The organism is Micromonospora sp. LOL_024, assembly GCF_048060415.1.
In the GTDB taxonomy this organism is placed as follows: Bacteria; Actinomycetota; Actinomycetes; order Mycobacteriales; family Micromonosporaceae; genus Micromonospora.
Genome location: NZ_JBHMIS010000015.1, coordinates 102418 through 119916 on the forward strand (window position 1 = coordinate 102418; position 17499 = coordinate 119916).

A 17499-nucleotide genomic window follows, 5' to 3' on the forward strand; every position below is an offset into this window, starting at 1 on the left:
GCGGGCGTTGACCTGACGGCCGAGGCACCGATGGCCATTCGGCGAACCGCGATTGGCTTTCCACACACCCTGTCCGGGACGCATTCGTGCGATCGCGGCCGAGGCGGAACTAAAGGGCCAAGGGCCACCCCCGCAACCCTTTTCCACGTCACGCTCCGTGCCACCCGGCTCGCCCCGGAGCTGGCAAGATCGCCTGTCGGCCCGGTGGTCCGGCGGTCCGGCGAGTTGACCATGCATTGGGGGTGGCAAAGGGAGGCACGCTCTTGCGAAGGACCCCGGGTGGTCTGCCACTATGTCCCAATGCCCCAGCAGCAGTCCTCCCCTCTCGCGTTCTTCGATAACGCGAACTCGCAGCCAGATTTCACCGTTGGCCTGCGCGGATACAACACCGGCCAGGTCGACGACTTCATCGGCCGGCTGAACGGCGCGCTGAGTCAGGCCAACAAGGACCGCGCCGACGCCGAGCAGGCGCTCAACGACGCCCAGCGCCGGCTCCGGCAGTCCGAGCAGCGGCTCACGGCCCTTGAGCAGAAGCTCACCGACACCAGCAAGCAGCTGGAGGAGAACAGCCGCCCCACGCTGTCGGGCCTCGGCACCCGGGTCGAGCAGATCCTCCGGCTCGCCGAGGAGCAGGCGAACGACCACCGCAACGAGGCCAAGCGCGAGTCGGAGGGCATTCTTTCCGCCGCCCGCCTCGAGGCCCGGGAGATCACCGACAAGGCACGCGCCGAGGCGGCGGCGATGAAGGCCAACGCGGAGCGGGAGGCGGGCAACGTTCGCACGACCGCCGAGCGGGAGGCCGCCGAGGTCCGCGTCCAGGCCCGTCGTGAGGCTGACACGCTACGCGCCGACGCCGAGCGGGAGACCAAGCAGCAGCGCACGGTCACCGCCCACGAGGTCGCCGAGCTGAAGTCCACCGTGGAGCGGGAGGTGGCCACCCTGCGCGCCACCGCCGAGCGGGAGATCACCCAGCAGCGGGCCAAGGCAGCACGCGAGGCCGAGGACAAGCGCGCGGAGGCGACCAAGCTGCTCACCGACGCCCGCGACAAGCGTGACAAGGACCTCCAGGCACTGGACCTACAGCTCGCCGAGCGGCGGGAGAAGGCCGAGCGCGAGGAGTCGGAACGGCACGCCGCCCAGGTAGCGCAGACCCAGAAGCTGGTCAGCGAGGCCGAGCAGCGGGCCCGGGCCGCGCAGGAGCGGGCGAAGGAAATCGAGCAGCGCGCCGAGGCCCGTCGGGTCGAGTCGGAGCGCAACGCCACCGAGACGGTCGAGAAGGCCAAGGCGCTCGCGGACCGGACGCTGAACGACGCGCGGGCCGAGTCGCAGCGCCTGCTCAACGAGGCGCGCACCGAGGCGGAGCTGACCACCCAGGCGGCTCGCCGCGAGGTCGAGGACCTGACCCGGCAGAAGGATGCCGTCACCTCCCAGCTCGGGCAGATGCTCTCCGGCCTGGCCGGCATCGTCCCGGGCACACCCGCCGCGAACGCGGCCGGCTCGGACAAGCCGGCGGACGACGCCGACGACAAGGTGACCGCGGAGACCGCCAGCTGACCGAACCCACCGGGGCATGACCACGGCGCGGGGTGACATCGGGTGACCGGTGACACCCCGCGCCGCCCTGCGTTCGCGAAACGACCGGCACCGGCCCTCCCGATACGGAGAAGTAGGTCCCAAGACGGGCGTCCGTATCGCCCCAGGAGGGCCCGATGCGTGTGAGGATGAGAGCATGTCGCACGGCGAGGAACTGTTCGCGCTCGGCGGGGACGTGACCACGGAGCCCCACTTCGAGTCCGCTGTTCGGGGGTACACGAAACGACAGGTCGACCGCTACGTCGCTCGTGCCGAGCACGAGATCGCAGCGCTCGCGGCCGAACGTGAACAGGCATACACGCAGATCCACAAGCTGGCCGGCCAGGTCGAGGTGTTGCAGCGCGACCTCACCCAGGTGCGCAAACAGGTCGGCGCCGTGGACCGGGCCGCGTTCCGGCACCTCGGTCCACGGGTGGAACACATCCTCACGCTGGCCGAGGAACAGGCCGAGGACATCCTCAGCGCCGCGCACGAGGAGATCGAGGCCCGCCGGGCCACCGCCGAGCACATCATCGAAGAGGCCCGGGTCGAGGCCGCCAAGGCGCTCAAGGACTTCGAGATCGCCCTGGCCGCCCGCCGGACCGAGGAGGAGCGACACGCCGCGACACGCCGGGCGCAGGCCGAGGCGGCCAGCCGAGCGGCCGAAGAGGAGGCCGCCCGGCTGCGCAAGACCACCCAGGTGGCGTTGGCCAAGGCCGAACAGGAAGCCACCCAGCTGCGCGACGCCGCCAAGGAGATCCACACCCGGGCCCAGCAGGAGGCGAGCCGGCTGCGCGAGTCGGCCCGCGAGGCGCACGCCAACGCCCAGCAGGAGGCGACACAGCTCCGCGAGGCCGCCAAGGAGGTGCACGCCAACGCCCAGCAGGAGGCCAAGCGCCTCGTCGACCAGGCCACCGAGGCTGGGCGGGCCACCCACGCCAAGGCCAGCCAGGAAGCCAAGCAGATCATCGACGACGCCTCCGAGGCCGGCCGGGCCGCCCGCGACAAGGCCCGGCAGGAGGCCGAGCGGCTGACCACCCAGGCGACCGAAGCGGCTCGTCGCACCCGCACCGAGACCGAGGCGTACGCCCAGCGCATGCGCGGCGAGACCGAGGCGTACGTGCAACATGCCCGGGCGCAGGCGCAGCAGGAGTTGGGCGCCTGGCGGGCCGGGGTGGAGAAGGAGGTCAACGGCCGGCGCGAAGCCGCTGACCGGGAGTTGGCCGAGCGCAAAGCGACCGCCGACCGCGAGTTCACCAACCGCCGTGACCAGTTGGAAGAGCAGTACAAGACGCGCAGCGCCGAACTGGACGAGCGGATCCGCAGTCGCACCACCGAGCTGGAGTCCGGATTCGAGACCCGCCGTGCGAAGCTGGAGTCGGCGTACACCACGCGGCGCAACGAGATCGAGCAGGGCGCCGACCAGATCCGCCGGGACGCCGAACAGGACGCGGTCAACGTGCGGGAGCAGGCGCAGGAACAGGCCGGTGAGCTGCTGCGTCAGGCCGAGGCCGAGGTGGCCGAGAAGCGACGCGAGGTCGACGAGTACGCCACCACCACCCGCCGCGAGGCCGACGAGCATGTCACCGCCGTGCGCCGTGAAGCGGACGAGCATGTCGCGGCGTCCCGCCGCCAGTTCGAGGAGTACGCGGCCACCACCCAGCAGCACCTGGCCACCACCCAGCAGCACCTGGCTGCGACCCAGCAGGAGGCGGCGTCCGGCCGCCAGCAGCTCGCACAGGTGATGCTGGAGATCGCCAAGGCCCAGCAACAGCTCGCCGACCTGCGACAGGAGACCTGGAAGGCCCGGCAGGAATCCGACGAGTTGCAGCACAAGCTGATCGACCTGCGGCTACCGGCGGCGTCGGCGCCCACCGCCGCCCCGGCAAACGGCGCCCGCCCGGCCGGCAAGAACGTCCCCGCCGGGCCGTCCGCAAACGGCGCCCGCCCGTCCGGTGACGACGTCCCGGTCGCGGCCTCGGCCAACGGTGGACGTCCCGCCACCGAGGAGGCCGGCCCGGCGACGAAGCCGGCGGCGGAGCCGGTCACCACCGTCGAGGATCCTGCGGCGACCAACCCCACCACAGCACCGACAAGTGTCGACGGTGGCACGGCGAGCGCCGGGGTCGACGGCGAACCGACGGTGGCGGCGGTGCCTGGTGAGGGCGGCCGAGGTGCCACCCCGACGAAGATCACCAGCACGGGCGAGAACGGCAAGCGCCCAACCAAGCCGACCACCGACGAGCGCAGCGCCAAGCCGAGCAAGGTCACTTCCGACTGACCGGCACCCGATCTGGTAAGGGCGAGTTCGGCAAGCTGGTACGGCAAGACGGCCGGGCCCTACGCTCACCGATCCGCCGTACCCGCTCGGACTGAACCGTCCACGCCATCAGCTCGGCAGCGGCCGCGCCGGCCCAACCGCCCCCGTCGGCGACCGGGCGGCGCGGGCTCACTCGGCGCGGCGCGGCGGCGGGCCCGACACCGGCGTGTCGGCGAAGGCGGCGACCGTGCGGTCGGCGTACGCGCTGGCGTCGCCGGTTTCCATCGGGCCGTCCCAGTCGAGCGGCAGCGGCACCGGCACAGCCGGGTTGACCCGCCGCACCACCTCGTCCAGCACGGTCTCGGCGTCACCGACCCACAGGTGCTTCGCCCCGGGCATGCCGACAACCTCCACCTGCGGCACCACCGCAAAGCGCTCCCGCGCCTGCTCGGGTCGCAGGTAGTCGTCGAATTCCGGCACCAGCGCGGTCACCGGCCTGCCGGACTCGGCCCACTGGTCCAGATCGGCAGCGCCGGAGTAGCGCAACGGCGGCGAGAGCAGGATCGCGCCGGTCACCGCCGGGTCGCAGCCGTAGCGCAGCACCAGGTCGGTGCCGAACGACCAGCCGAGCAGCCAGACGTTCGGCAGCTCGTGGAACTCGGTGTACTCGATGGCAGCGGCCACGTCGAAGCGCTCGCCGACCGCCGAGTCGAAGCTGCCCTCGCTGGTGCCGCGCACACTGCTGGTACCCCGGGTGTTGAAGCGGAGCACGGCCAGGTCGGCGAGCGCCGGCAGCCGCCAGGCCGCCTTGCGGAACACGTGGCTGTCCATCATCCCGCCGTGGGTGGGCAGCGGATGCAGGCAGACCAGGGTGCCCACCGGATCCCGGTCCACCGGCCGGGCCAACTCGCCGACCAGCCGCAGGCCGTCGGCGGTGTGCAGCTCGATCTCCTCCCGTCGGCCGGGCAGGATCGAGGACGCGCGGATCGGTGTACTCACCGCCCCATTGTCCCGCGCCGCATTCGGATGCAAGGGAGGGCCCCCTGGTAACAATCGCGCTCAACTACCGCGTTGTCGGGCGGCCTCAACCGTGACGGTGCGCGCCACGGCCGCGCTGGATCGCCGGCAACCGTCGTTCGCGCGCCTGCCAGCAGCCGCTGTGCCAGTGCCGCCGGTCGGTCAGATCACCCCGGCCGTCAGCCGGCCAGGCCACGACGTGTGCGACGCCGGGCCTGATCTCCTGATCGCAGCCGGGGCACCGGTACGTCTTGGCGGAAGCGCCGCCGCTGATCCCGCGTACCTGCCAGTCGCCGTCACGCCACTGCTGTACGGAGGTGACGCCGTGCCGCGCCCGCTCGGCGTTAAGCTGGTCGGCGTCGTCACGACGGGGACGGTTGCGACGAGGACTCACGTCACCCAGCGTACGGGCGTGCCAGCGACCCCCTGCTCACCGGCTCGGCTGCTGATGGTGTTGATGAGGGGCCCTTCCTCTACCGCAGGCGTTGACAGGGCGCTCCTCCTTACACTTCAGCGGAAGCCGCGGCCAGTCTTGCGGCCCAGGTAGCCGGCCGTCACCAGGTGCTCCAGGAGCGGCACGGGTGCGAAACCCGGTTCGCGTAGCTCCAGGTACAGCTCCCGCTGGATGGCCAGCGCCACGTCCAGGCCGACGACGTCGAGCAGCTCGAACGGGCCCACCGGGTAGCCGCAGCCGAGCTTCATCGCGTGGTCGATGTCGTCGGCCGTGGCGTAGCTGGCCTCCAGCATGCGTACCGCGTCGTTGAGGTATGGGAACAGCAGCGCGTTGACGATGAAACCGGACCGGTCACCGCAGAGCACGCCGGTCTTGCCGAGGGTGGCACAGACCGCACGGGCGGTGGCGGTGGTCTCCGCCGAGGTGCGGATCGTCTGCACGATCTCCACCAGCGCCGTTTCCGGTGCGGGGTTGAAAAAGTGCAGACCCACCACGTCGGTCGGGCGCTGGGTGGCCATCGCCATCTCGATCACCGGTTGCGAGGAGGTGGTGGTGGCCAGTACGACGCCAGGCTTGCAGATCTCGTCGAGGCTGGCGAAGAGCGTCTTCTTGACGCTCAGTTCCTCGGTCACCGCCTCGACCACCAGGTCGACGTCGGCCAGGTCCTCCAGCGTCGACGACCAGTTGATTCGGCTTAGAGTGGCATCCCGGTCGGTCTCGCTGCGCCTGCCCTGGGCGACGCTCCTGTCGAGCGAGGTCCCGACGGTTTCGGAGACCGTGGTGGACTTGACTTTCTCCTGGGTCACCGAGACGACCTGGTAGCCGGCCGTGGCGAAGACCTCGATGATCCCGGCGGCCATCGTGCCCGACCCCACGACGCCGATCGTGGTCACGGTCGCGGGGGCGGGCGTGGGCGCCACCGGGGTCGTTGTCTGCTCGTCCGGTACGACCTTCGGCGAGCCAGGTCGCTCGTAGGTGTAGAAGCCCCGGCCGGTCTTCCGCCCGAGCAGACCCGCCGTCACCATCTGCTTGAGCAGCGGCACCGGGGCGTGTCGGCGATCCCGGCCGCCGCGCCGGTACATGGTGTCCAGGATCTCGTACGCGGTGTCCAGGCCGATCAGGTCGAGCAGCGCGAGCGGTCCCATTGGCAGCCCGCAGCCCAGTTTCAGCGCGGCGTCGATGTCCTCGCGGGTGGCGTACCGGGACTCGAACATGTCGACCGCGTGGTTGAGGTATCCGAAGAGCAGTGCGTTGGCGATGAAGCCGGCCCGGTCGGTGATCGTCACGTCGACCTTGCCGAGCCGCTTGCCGAGGGCTTCCACGTCCGCGACCACGTGGGCGGCGGTGACCACCGTACGGACGATCTCGACCAGCTTCATCACCGGCGCCGGGTTGAAGAAGTGGATGCCGATGACCTGGTCGGGGCGGGCGGTGGCCACGGCGATCTCGGTGACGCTCAGCGACGATGTGTTGGTGGCGAGGATGGCCTCGGCCTTGCAGACCCGGTCCAGCTCGGCGAAGATCCGCTGCTTGAGGTCGAGGCGCTCGGGTGCCGCCTCGATCACCAGGTCCACCGAGTGCAGCGCGGCCAGCCCGACCTGGAAGTCGACGCGGGCCAGCAGGGCGTCCCGATCGGCGGGGGCGAGCTTGCCCCTGGCGACTGCCCGGTCGGTCGAGCCGGTCAGGTTGGCCTGGCCGCGTTCCAGGGCGACGTCGGAGATCTCCACGGCGACCACGTCGATGCCGTTGCGGGCGAACACCTCGACGATGCCGGCACCCATGGTGCCCAGACCCACCACACCCACGCTGCTGAACTCGCGCGCCACGACCGGCCTCCCCTGTCCGCTTGCGAACGGCCAGACTGAACGGCCGCTAAGGTTATGCGCGCGAGTCTGCCATGTGACGCACCGTTGTCGAGACGCCGTGGGATAACTCACCGGGCGGGCGGCGGTCAGGCCGCCTTGACGCCCGCGAGGGCAAGCAGTTGCGCGACGAACTCCGCCGGCCGCTCCAGGTGTGGGCTGTGCCCGCAGCCCGGCAACGTCACCTCCCGGTAGCTGCCACCGGCGGCGGCGTACCGGTCGAGCACCGCGCGGGTCTGCCCGACCATCGGCTGCGGCGGGCACTCGTCCGGGCCGGGCCAGCCGGGCAGCACACCGAGCGTGCCGAGCTGGGCCAGGTCGAACAGGGACGTGTCAGAGACGATCACGTCGCTTTCGCCACGGATCCAGACCACCGGAGGTTTCGCGGGTACGGCGACCAGCGGCTCGGCGATCCGGAAGTGGGCGAGCGCGTTGAGCACTCCCCGCCGGCCGGGCGCGGTACCGGGCCAGTTCGGCGAACCGACCGCGTCGCCGGGGTAGTTGTCCGGGCCGGTCGCGGTGGAGAGAACGCTGTCCAGCAGCAACTCCTCGTCGTCACCGAGGCAGGCCGGATCCGCCACGTACGCGGCGCGCAGGACACTGCGAGGGCTGGTCTGCGCCTCGGCGCTGCGGTCACCGGCTGCCAGCCGCGCGACGAAGTCGCCGCTCGCCGTACCGGCGCCGGTCCCGGCGAAGTCGGGTGTGGTCGGGCCGCCGGCCAGGTCGCGGGTGCCACCGAAGCCGTAGGGCGACACCGGCGCCGCGAGCAGCAGCCCGGCCACCCGGTCGGGGTGGTCCACCAGGAGCCGCATGGCCACTCCCCCGCCGAGCGAGTGGCCGACGACCACGGGCCGGGCGCCCGCGGCGAACAGCGCCGGCTCGTCGAGCAGTGCCGCCACGTCGTCGGCGAAGTCGGTCAGCCCACGGCTGCCGTCCACCGGTGCGGTCTGTGTACCGCCGTAGCCGCGCAGATCCGGCACGACCACCCGCAGCGCCTCCGGCAGCCGCCGCACCAGCGGCTCCCAGAAGGCGGCCGACGAACAGTTGCCGTGCACCAGCAGCACCGGCACTCCGTCAGTGGGCCCGGCCACCTGGACGGCCTGCCTGATTCCGTTCGCGGTCACGACGTGCTGCTCGGCCTTCATCGCGGCATGGTGACACGATCGGTGCGGCCGGTCCATGTGGCCGACACCCACATACCAGGCCCGGCACCGTCATCCCGACCGGCACTGTCAGCGGCGGACAGCGCCCACGGCCGACGGGTCCGGCACGCCGGGCTGCCCGGGTACCGTCGGCGTCGCGACCGGGACGCGCAGCGGCACGGTCGCGCGGCGCTCCTGGCGGGGCGGTCCGAAGCTGAGCCCCACCGGGTCGGTCCGGGCCAACGCCGGATCAAAGAATCTCAGCTCGGTACGGCCGATCCGGACCACGTCGCCGTCGCTGAGCCGAGCCACCCCGGTGATCCGGAGATCGTTCACCCAGGTTCCGTTCGTGGAGGCGAGGTCGACCAGGGAGACGCCCTCACCGGCCAGCCAGATCTCGGCGTGCCGGCGGCTCAGGTGCGGATCGTGCACGACGACGTCGACCGCCGGGTCGCGGCCGATCACCTGTGGCCGCGTAAGCAGCCGGAAACCGAGCCCCCGCATCGGCCCAGCAGCCACCGTCAGCAGCGGCATCAGTTGCGGATGTTCATCCATGGGCAGTCATACCTCCACCCCGTGCGGCCATCCCCGGGTCAGCCTGTCACCCCCGGGCGGCCGTCTCCACCACCCGGCTGGCCGTCTCTGGGTGCCCAGGTGGGCAGCTTCTGTCCGAACCTTGCGGCGGCGACTTCCGGAAACCGCCCAACCCGGATAGTTCACCCCAGTTCAACACTTCTATCAGTGAGTGGTTCTCGCGTCTAGACTTTCGCCATGAAGGCTGTGCGGCTTCCCGGCACCCCGGTGATCGAGGACGACCACCTGATCTCGACCAGCCCGGCGACGGGCGACGAAGCGGGTCGCGTCCCGATCGCCAGCGCGGTGGGCATCGAACGCGCCGTCGAGCGGGCCCGGGCCGCCGGTCAGTGGTGGGCGGCCCTCGGCTACAGCGGGCGTCGGGAGCGGCTGCTGAGCTGGCGGGCCCTGCTGGCCCAGCGGATGGAACAGTTAGCGGCGTTGATGCACGCCGAGAGCGGCAAACCGGTCGCCGACGCCCTCGTCGAGATCGTGACCGCCGTGGAACACGTCGACTGGGCGGCCCGCAACGCCCGCCGGGTGCTGGGCCACCGCCGGGTCCGCTCCCGGCTCGTCCTGGCCGAGTTCTCGGCCCACCTGGAGTACCAGCCACACGGCGTGATCGGCGTCATCGGGCCCTGGAACTATCCCGTCTTCACCCCCATCGGCTCGATCGCGTACGCCCTGGCGGCCGGCAACGCGGTGGTCTTCAAGCCCAGCGAGTACACCCCGGTCGTCGGCCAGTGGCTGGTCGACAGCTTCGCCGAGGTGGTGCCCGAGCAGCCCGTGTTCGCCGCCGTGCACGGCCTCGGCGAGGTCGGCGCGGCGCTCTGCCGCGCCGGTGTCGACAAGGTCGCCTTCACCGGCTCGACGGCCACCGCGAAGCGGGTGATGGCGGCCTGCGCCGAGTCGCTCACGCCGGTGCTGCTGGAGGCCGGCGGCAAGGACGCCATGATCGTGGACTCCGACGCCGACCTGGACGCCGCCGCCGACGCGTGTGTCTGGGGCGCGATGACCAACGCCGGGCAGACCTGCATCGGCATCGAGCGGGTGTACGCCGTGGAGCCGGTCTTCGACGCCTTCGTCGCCAAGGTCGTCGAGCGCGCCGGCCGCCTCACCGTCGGCCCCGACGACGCCGACATCGGCCCGATCACCATGCCCAGTCAACTCGACGTCATCCGGCGGCACATCGCCGACGCGCTGGCGCGGGGCGGGCGTGCCGCGCTCGGCGGGTCGGACGCGGTGCGGCCCCCGTACGCCCACCCGACCGTGCTGGTGGAGGTGCCGGAGGAGTCTGTCGCGGTACGCGAGGAAACCTTCGGCCCCACCCTGACCATCAACCGGGTCCGCGACGCCGACGAGGCCCTCAACCGGGCCAACGCCCTGCCGTACGGGCTGGGTGGCTCGGTCTTCGGTCAACGGCGCGCGGTCGCGATCGCCCGGCGGCTACGCTCCGGCATGGCCTCGGTCAACTCGACCCTCACCTTCGCCGGCATGTCCACCCTGCCGTTCGGCGGCGTCGGCGAGTCGGGCTTCGGCCGCATCCACGGCGAGGACGGGCTACGCGAGTTCGCCCGGGCCAAGTCGGTCACCCGCCGCCGGGCCCGTTCACTGCTGCCCTCGACCACGTTCGAACGCAACCCGGCCGACGTCGCCCGCCTGGTCAAGGCGATCAAGATGCTGTACGGCAGGAGCTAGAAGAGAGTCAGTTCGTTCCGCTCGATGCCGCGCAGCCGGTTGTAGTCCACCGCCACGCAGCGGATGCCCCGGTCCGTGGCGAGCACCCGGGCCTGCGGCTTGATCTCCTGGGCGGCGAAGACGCCGGCGACCGGTGCGAGCAGCGGATCCCGGTTGAGCAGTTCGAGATAGCGGGTGAGCTGCTCGACGCCGTCGATCTCGCCGCGACGCTTCACCTCGACCGCGACCGTGCCCTGGTTGGCGTCCCGGCAGAGCAGGTCGACCGGGCCGATGGCGGTCATGTACTCGCGGCGGACCAGTGTGTACCCGTCGCCCAACGTCTCCGGGTTGGCCGCCAGCAACTCCTGCAGGTGAGCCTCGACGCCGTCCTTCCGCAGCCCCGGGTCGACGCCCAGGTCGTACGAGGTGTCCTGGAAAACCTCCTCCAGGGTGATCCGCAACTCCTCACCTGCCTTGTTGACCACCCGCCAGACGCCGGGGGCCTCCTCCAGCCGGCACGGCGGGCTCATCCAGTTCAGGGGTTTGTAGGCCCGGTCGTCGGCGTGGATGGAGACCGACCCGTCCGCCTTCACCATCAACAGCCGGGTCGCCAACGGCAGGTGGGCCGAGAGCCGTCCGACGTAGTCCACAGAGCATTTCGCTATGACCAACCGCACCCGAGCAGGGTAGCGGAGCCACCGGTAGGCGCCACCGAGCGCCACTGGCGTGCCGGTGCGATGCTGTGATGGTGCTCGAAGTGCTCACCGGTACCGGCCTCGCCGCCTCGGCGGGGTTGAACGCCTACATCCCGCTGCTCGTCACGGGTGCGCTGGCCCGCTACACCGGCGTCATCGACCTGCCCGGCGGCTGGCAGTGGCTCGGCAACGAGTGGGTGCTGGGCATCCTTGCCGTGCTGCTCGCCGTCGAGTTCGTCGCGGACAAGGTGCCGGTCGTGGACCACGTCAACGACCTGGTCCAGACGGTGGTCCGCCCGACCGCCGGCGGCCTCGCGTTCGGTGCCGGCTCGGCCTCGGAGACGGTGACGGTGAACGACCCGGAGAGCTTCTTCGCCAGTGGCGGGCAGTGGCTGCCGGTGCTGGTCGGGGTGCTCATCGCGCTCGGCGTCCATCTACTCAAATCGACCGCCCGGCCGGTCATCAACGCCGCCACCGCCGGCATCGGCGCGCCGGTGGCGAGCACCGCCGAGGATGCCACCAGCGTGGTCATGTCGCTCGTGGCGATCGTCCTGCCGGTACTGGTGCTGGTGTTCGTGGGCGGGTTCGCGCTCGCCCTGCCCTGGCTGCTACACCGTCGGGCGGATCGGCGCCGGGAGCGACAGGCCGCCCGCGAGGCGGGCTTCCGCGTCTGAGGTCCGTGCCCGGGTACGGAACACCCACGAATGTGGCGACCACCACCCCCGAGGCGCACGGCGGCCGACCACGAGTCGCACACTTGACGGCATGAGTGAAGACGTCGCGATCCACGTCCGCGGGTTGCGCAAGGCGTACGGCGGCACCGTCGCCGTGGCCGGGCTGGACCTGGACGTCCGCCGTGGCGAGGTGTTCGCCCTGCTCGGGCCGAACGGCGCCGGCAAGACCACCACGGTGGAGATCTTGGAGGGCTACCGTACCCGCGACGCCGGTGAGGTTCGGGTACTCGACCACGACCCGGAGCTGGCCCTCGGGTCGCGGCAACGCGGCTCACCAGCCCAACCCGCACGGTTCCCAGGCCGCCCCGCCCGCGAATGGCGCGCGCGGGTGGGCATCGTGCTGCAGAGCACCGGGGAGTTCGACGAACTGACCGTCGCCGAGGTGGTACGCCACTTCGCCGGCTTCTACCCGGACGCCGACGACCCGGACAAGGTGATCGAGCGGGTCGGGCTGGCCGCCAAGGCCCGGGCCCGGACACACACCCTCTCCGGAGGCCAGAAGCGCCGCCTCGACGTGGCGCTGGGCATCGTCGGCCGGCCCGAACTACTCTTCCTCGACGAGCCGACCACCGGCTTCGACCCGGAGGCACGGCACGAATTCTGGGAGCTGATCCGGGACCTCTCCGCCGCCGGCACCACGATCGTGCTCACCACGCACTACCTGGACGAGGCCGAGGCGCTCGCCGACCGGGTGGGAGTGATCGCGGACGGCCGGCTGGTAGAGGTCGCCACCCCCGGCCGCCTCGGCAACCGACAGGAGGCACAGGCCACCGTCTCCTGGCGTACGCCGGACGGTCGGGTGGACAGCGCGCAGAGCGCGACGCCGACGGCGCTGGTGGCGGAGCTGGCCGCGCGCTTCGGCGGCGAGGTGCCGGGCCTGACCGTCACCCGGCCCACCCTGGAGGACATCTACCTGCGGATGATCGGACACCGATGAGCACCACCACCACGCCGGCGGCCCCGGTCGCCGCCACCGCACCAGGCCGCCGACTCGGTCCGACCCGACTCGCCCTGCGCCAGGCTCGGCTGGAGATCCGGCAGTTCATGCGCAGCCGGGAGTCCGTCGTCTTCACGCTGGGCTTCCCGATCATCATGGTGCTGATCTTCGCGTCGATCTTCGACGAGGAGATCGCACCGGGCGTGAGCTACACGCAGTACTTCATCACCGGCATGATCGCGACCGGCCTGCTGACCGTCAGCTTCCAGAACCTCGGCATCTGGATCCCCATCGAGCGGGACCGGGGCGTGCTCAAACGCTACCTGGGCACGCCGATGCCGAAATGGGTCTGGTTCGCCGGCAAGGTGCTCATGGTGCTGGTGATCGGCGCCGCGATGACCGCACTGCTGCTCGCCGTCTCGGTCATTCTGTTCGACCTGAACCTGCCGACGGACGCCACCTCCTGGCTGACCTTCGGCTGGGTGTGCGCCCTCGGGATCACCGCCTGCACCCTCTGCGGCATCGCGATCTCGTCGCTGGCCCGTACCGCACGCAGCGGGTCGGCGGTGGTCACCCCGATCGCGTTGGTGCTCCAGTTCATCTCCGGGGTCTTCTTCGTCTTCACCAACCTGCCAAGCTGGATGCAGCAGGTGGCGGCCATCTTCCCGCTCAAGTGGATGTGCCAGGGGCTGCGGGCGGTCTTCCTGCCGGAGAGCTTCGGCGCCGACGAACCCGGCGGCTCGTTCGAGCTGACCCGCGTCGCCCTGGTGCTCGCCGCCTGGTGCGTGATCGGCCTGGTGCTCTGCCTGACCACCTTCCGCTGGACCACCCGCCGCGACGGCTGAGGCGTAAGGAGGGGCCCCTATCAACGCCTGCGGTAGAGAGGGGCCCCTGCCTACATTCAGTACGAGTAGAAGCCCTGGCCGGTCTTGCGGCCCAGCTCGCCGGCGGTGGCCATGCGCTGGAGCAGCTCCGGGGGGAAGAACTTCTCGTCGGCGGTGTCGGTGTAGATGTTGCGTGTCGCGTTGAGCAACACGTCGACGCCGGTCAGGTCGATGGTGGCCAGCGGACCCATCGCGTGCCCGAAGCCGAGCTTGCAGGCGGTGTCCAGGTCCTCGGCCGAGATTACGCCCGCCTCGACCAGGCGGACCGCCTCCATGGCCAGGGCGGAGATCAGCCGGGTGGTGACAAACCCGGCGATGTCGCGGTTGACCACGACGACCGTCTTGCCGATCTCCTCGGCGAACGACTTCGCCGCGTCCAGGGTGGCGTCGCTGGTCTTGTACCCGCGGACCAGTTCGCAGAGCCTCATCTTCGGCACCGGCGAGAAGAAGTGGGTGCCGACGACCGACTCGGGACGCTCGGTGACCGCCGCGATCTGGGTCACCGGAATGGCCGAGGTGTTGGTGGCCAGCACCGCGCCGCTCTTGCTGATCTTGTCCAGCGCCCGGAACACCTCCTGCTTGATCTCCAGCCGCTCGAAGACCGCCTCGACGACGATGTCCGCGTCGGCCGCCGCCTCCAGGTCGGTCGTCGGGCTGATCCGGCCGAGCGCCGCCTCCACGTCGTCCGCGGAGATCTTCCCCTTCTCGGCGAACCGCTCCAGCGACTCTCGGATGCCGTCCACGCCGCGCCGCGCCGCCGCGTCGTCCAGGTCCCGCAGCACCACCTGCCAGCCTGCCTGTGCCGCCACCTGAGCGATACCCGAGCCCATCAGCCCGGCCCCGACGACCGCGAGTCGACCCGCCATCTGTCTCTCCCTCGCTGCGATTGAACCGTGTCTGCCTGCACCCTAGTAGGCAGAACTGAACGAAGGCTAAGGGAGACCGGCCGGCGGACGGCTCAGATGATCAACTCGGGTTCCTCCGGTGCGGTGGCCCGCTCGACCTCGATGCCGAGCGCCCGCAGGTCCGCCACGAAGTCCGGGTAGCCCCGGTCGACGTGGTGCACGTGGGACACCTCGGTCGTCCCGTCGGCGCAGAGCCCGGCGATGATCAGCCCGGCGCCGGCCCGGATGTCGGTGGCGCGGACCGGTGCGCCGGACAGCCGCTCCCGGCCGCGTACCACGGCGTGGTGCCCGTCGGTCTTGATGTCCGCGCCCAGCCGCATCATCTCGTTGGCGAACATGAACCGGCCGTCGAAGATGTTCTCGGTGATCAGGGAGGCTCCCTCGCTGAGCGCCGCGAGCCCGATCGCCATCGGCAGCAGGTCGGTGGCGAAGCCCGGGTAGGGCAGCGTCACCACGTCCACCGCCCGGGGGCGGTCGTCCATCCGTACCCGGAAGGCGTCCGCCCTGGTCTCCACCAGCCCGCCGGCCGCGACCACCTTGTCCAGCGCCACTCCCAGCAACGTCGGGTCGAGACCGGTCACGGTCACGTCGCCTCGGGTCATCGCCGCGCCGAAGGCCCAGGTCCCGGCGACGATCCGGTCCCCCACCGTGGCGTGCCGGACCGGCCGCAACCGGGGTACGCCGACGATGGTGACGGTGGACGTGCCCTCACCGTCGATCACCGCGCCCATCCGCTGGAGGAGCGTGCAGATGTCGACGATCTCCGGCTCCCGGGCGGCGTTGTCGATCACGGTGGTGCCGTCGGCCAGCACCGCTGCCATGATCAGGTTCTCTGTGGCTCCGACGCTGGGAAAGTCCAGCACGATCTCCGCGCCGCGCAGGCCGTCGGGGGCCGAGGCGATCACGAAGCCGTGCTCGCCGCAGATGTCTGCGCCCATCCGGGTCAGTCCGGAGACGTGCATGTCCAGGCCACGGGAGCCGATCGCATCGCCGCCCGGATGGGCGACCCGCACGTAGCCCCGCCGGGCCAGTAGCGGACCGAGCACACAGATCGACGCGCGCAGCCGACCGACCAGGTCGTAGTCGGCCTCCACGCCCGGCTGCTCCGGTACGTCGATGGTGACCGAACGGGATCGGGCCACCCCGCCGACCGCCACCATCGGGTCCACCGGATCGTCGGCGTCGAACCGCACGCCGCAGCCGAGGCGGCGTAGCACCTCACCCATGATCGCGATGTCGGTGATCCGGGGAACGTTGGTGATCACGGTACGGCCGGGAGCGAGGAGCGCGGCGGCCATCAGCTTCAGTGCCGAGTTCTTCGCACCGACCACGTGCACGGTGCCGGCGAGCCGGGCACCACCGTGTACCCGGATCACGTCGACGTCGGCGACCGCCGGGTCACCCGCGTCGCCCGGGCCCACCCCCGAGGTCCACCCCGTGCCGGCGTCCGGGCATGCCGGGATCGTCAGGTCCGGTATCCGTAGGCTGTGCGTCATGGCCGTCCACCTCACGCGCATCTACACCAAGGCCGGCGACGCCGGCATGACCAGGCTGAGCAACAACGAGCAGGTGCCGAAGAACGATCCACGGATCGCCGCGTACGCCGACGTCGACGAGTGCAACGCCGCCATCGGCGTGGCGCTCGCCCTGGGCCAACTCGACGACGGACTGCGGACGGTGCTGGGGCTGATCCAGAACGACCTGTTCGACGTGGGGGCAGACCTGTCCACCCCGGTCGAACCGGACCCGAAGTACCCGCCACTGCGGGTCACCGAGGAGTACGTCGAGCGCCTTGAGGGCTGGTGCGACGAGTACAACGCGCGCCTGAGCAAGCTCGACTCCTTCATCCTCCCCGGCGGCACCGCGGGCGCGGCGCTGCTACACGCGGCGCGGACGATCGCCCGGCGCGCCGAGCGGTCGGCGTGGGCCCTCGTCGCGCATGACCCCGACCGGACCGGCCACCTCCCGGCAAAGTATCTCAACCGGCTCTCAGATTTGCTCTTTATCCTGGCAAGAACGGCAAATCCGGCAGGAGACGTGCTATGGGTTCCGGGCGGGAGCCGGTAACGGTCGGAGCACTGCACCACGTGGAAGTGTGGGTACCCGACCTGAGCGCCGCGATGCGCGGTTGGGGGTGGCTCCTCGGCCAGTTGGGCTGGACCCCGTTCCAGGAGTGGACGGGCGGCCGCTCCTGGCGCCTCGGCCCGACGTACCTCGTGCTGGAGGAGTCGCCCGCGCTCTCCGGCCGCCGCCACGACCGGCTCGCCCCGGGCCTCAACCACCTGGCCTTCCACTGCGGTCCACCCGCCGCCGTGGACCGGCTTGTCGCACAGGCCCCGGGGTACGGGTGGGAGCTGCTCTTCCCCGACCGGCACCCCCATGCCGGTGGCCCCGACACGTACGCGGCGTACCTGGCGGACGGGCAGGGGTACGAGGTCGAGTTGGTGGCTTCTTGACTGGGGTTGAGGTTGTGGGCTGAGGGGTTGAGGTTGTGGGCTGGGGGCGACCGTGCCCGGCTCCGGGCGGTCAGGCTTGATCCCTGCGCCGGGCACGGTCGCCTCCAGCCCGTCGTGGTCGGCCACCATCCGTAGGACGACAGCGTGGGGAGACGCCGCTGGCCGGCACCCGGGGTACGGGTGCCGGCCAACGGCTTTCTGCTCCCCCATTCGAGCAGAGTCTGTTGGGTCAGCGGGTGTGGGGGTCAGCTGTTCCAGTGCTCGGCGACCAGGTCGGCGGCCTGCTGCTCCCACTGGGCGTAGTGATCCGGGTACGCCGACACCTGCACCG

General features: G+C 71.1%; 16 protein-coding genes. 8 read left to right on the plus strand and 8 right to left on the minus strand.

All coding sequences use genetic code 11. The features are described from left to right. Positions 1 to 300 precede the first annotated feature (300 nt). Both ACFHWY_RS17255 and ACFHWY_RS17260 read left to right on the plus strand, forming a co-directional pair. Positions 301 to 1554, plus strand: coding sequence for a cell division protein DivIVA (locus ACFHWY_RS17255; protein WP_416581214.1), 1254 nt, complete (start codon positions 301 to 303; stop codon positions 1552 to 1554). Positions 1555 to 1729: 175 nt separating this feature from the next. Further along, positions 1730 to 3853, plus strand: a complete 2124-nt coding sequence (locus ACFHWY_RS17260) for a hypothetical protein (protein WP_416581215.1) — start codon at positions 1730 to 1732, stop codon at positions 3851 to 3853. Positions 3854 to 4021: 168 nt separating this feature from the next. Here ACFHWY_RS17260 and ACFHWY_RS17265 read toward each other — a convergent pair whose 3' ends face one another. The 5 genes from ACFHWY_RS17265 to ACFHWY_RS17285 form a co-directional block, all read right to left on the minus strand. Then, positions 4022 to 4831, minus strand: a complete 810-nt coding sequence (locus ACFHWY_RS17265) for an alpha/beta hydrolase (RefSeq protein ID WP_416581216.1) — start codon at positions 4829 to 4831, stop codon at positions 4022 to 4024. Positions 4832 to 4916: 85 nt separating this feature from the next. Further along, a complete protein-coding gene (locus tag ACFHWY_RS17270) occupies positions 4917 to 5243 on the minus strand; it encodes a hypothetical protein (protein WP_416581217.1) in 327 nt (108 codons plus the stop codon). Between the two features lie 116 nt (positions 5244 to 5359). After that, a complete protein-coding gene (locus ACFHWY_RS17275; RefSeq protein WP_416581218.1) occupies positions 5360 to 7129 on the minus strand; it encodes a 3-hydroxyacyl-CoA dehydrogenase family protein in 1770 nt (589 codons plus the stop codon). Positions 7130 to 7254: 125 nt separating this feature from the next. Next, positions 7255 to 8310, minus strand: a complete 1056-nt coding sequence (locus ACFHWY_RS17280; protein WP_416581219.1) for an alpha/beta fold hydrolase — start codon at positions 8308 to 8310, stop codon at positions 7255 to 7257. 87 nt (positions 8311 to 8397) lie between these two features. Further along, positions 8398 to 8862 carry an FHA domain-containing protein gene (locus ACFHWY_RS17285; RefSeq protein WP_416581220.1) on the minus strand — a complete coding sequence of 155 codons (465 nt, stop codon included), beginning with the start codon at positions 8860 to 8862 and terminating at the stop codon, positions 8398 to 8400. A 216-nt stretch (positions 8863 to 9078) separates the two neighbouring features. Here ACFHWY_RS17285 and ACFHWY_RS17290 point away from each other — a divergent pair, with 216 nt between their 5' ends. Next, positions 9079 to 10578, plus strand: coding sequence for an aldehyde dehydrogenase family protein (locus ACFHWY_RS17290; protein WP_416581221.1), 1500 nt, complete (start codon positions 9079 to 9081; stop codon positions 10576 to 10578). On the opposite strand, the gene nucS is transcribed toward ACFHWY_RS17290, so the two are convergent. Next, complete coding sequence (nucS, locus tag ACFHWY_RS17295) at positions 10575 to 11234, minus strand: endonuclease NucS (RefSeq protein WP_416581222.1); 660 nt, start codon at positions 11232 to 11234, stop codon at positions 10575 to 10577. The genes ACFHWY_RS17290 and nucS overlap by 4 nt on opposite strands. Positions 11235 to 11305: 71 nt before the next feature. Here nucS and ACFHWY_RS17300 point away from each other — a divergent pair, with 71 nt between their 5' ends. The 3 genes from ACFHWY_RS17300 to ACFHWY_RS17310 all read left to right on the plus strand — a co-directional run bounded on the left by ACFHWY_RS17300 (position 11306) and on the right by ACFHWY_RS17310 (position 13768). Further along, complete coding sequence (locus ACFHWY_RS17300) at positions 11306 to 11926, plus strand: DUF4126 domain-containing protein (protein ID WP_416581233.1); 621 nt, start codon at positions 11306 to 11308, stop codon at positions 11924 to 11926. Between the two features lie 91 nt (positions 11927 to 12017). Continuing rightward, positions 12018 to 12923, plus strand: a complete 906-nt coding sequence (locus ACFHWY_RS17305; protein ID WP_416581223.1) for an ABC transporter ATP-binding protein — start codon at positions 12018 to 12020, stop codon at positions 12921 to 12923. After that, positions 12920 to 13768 carry an ABC transporter permease gene (locus ACFHWY_RS17310; protein WP_416581224.1) on the plus strand — a complete coding sequence of 283 codons (849 nt, stop codon included), beginning with the start codon at positions 12920 to 12922 and terminating at the stop codon, positions 13766 to 13768. The genes ACFHWY_RS17305 and ACFHWY_RS17310 overlap by 4 nt, the downstream gene beginning before the upstream one ends. A 56-nt stretch (positions 13769 to 13824) precedes the next feature. On the opposite strand, the gene ACFHWY_RS17315 is transcribed toward ACFHWY_RS17310, so the two are convergent. Continuing rightward, the gene (locus ACFHWY_RS17315; protein ID WP_416581225.1) at positions 13825 to 14673 is read right to left on the minus strand and encodes a 3-hydroxyacyl-CoA dehydrogenase family protein; all 849 of its coding nucleotides are present in this window, start codon (positions 14671 to 14673) and stop codon (positions 13825 to 13827) included. A 92-nt stretch (positions 14674 to 14765) separates the two neighbouring features. Further along, positions 14766 to 16208 carry a UDP-N-acetylglucosamine 1-carboxyvinyltransferase gene (murA, locus tag ACFHWY_RS17320; protein WP_416581226.1) on the minus strand — a complete coding sequence of 481 codons (1443 nt, stop codon included), beginning with the start codon at positions 16206 to 16208 and terminating at the stop codon, positions 14766 to 14768. On the opposite strand from murA, the gene ACFHWY_RS17325 reads away from it, so the two are divergent. Both ACFHWY_RS17325 and ACFHWY_RS17330 read left to right on the plus strand, forming a co-directional pair. Then, positions 16207 to 16779 carry a cob(I)yrinic acid a,c-diamide adenosyltransferase gene (locus ACFHWY_RS17325; RefSeq protein ID WP_416581227.1) on the plus strand — a complete coding sequence of 191 codons (573 nt, stop codon included), beginning with the start codon at positions 16207 to 16209 and terminating at the stop codon, positions 16777 to 16779. The genes murA and ACFHWY_RS17325 overlap by 2 nt on opposite strands. Further along, positions 16755 to 17168, plus strand: a complete 414-nt coding sequence (locus ACFHWY_RS17330; RefSeq protein ID WP_416581228.1) for a VOC family protein — start codon at positions 16755 to 16757, stop codon at positions 17166 to 17168. Before ACFHWY_RS17325 ends, ACFHWY_RS17330 begins: the two co-directional genes overlap by 25 nt. Positions 17169 to 17499: the final 331 nt, after the last annotated feature.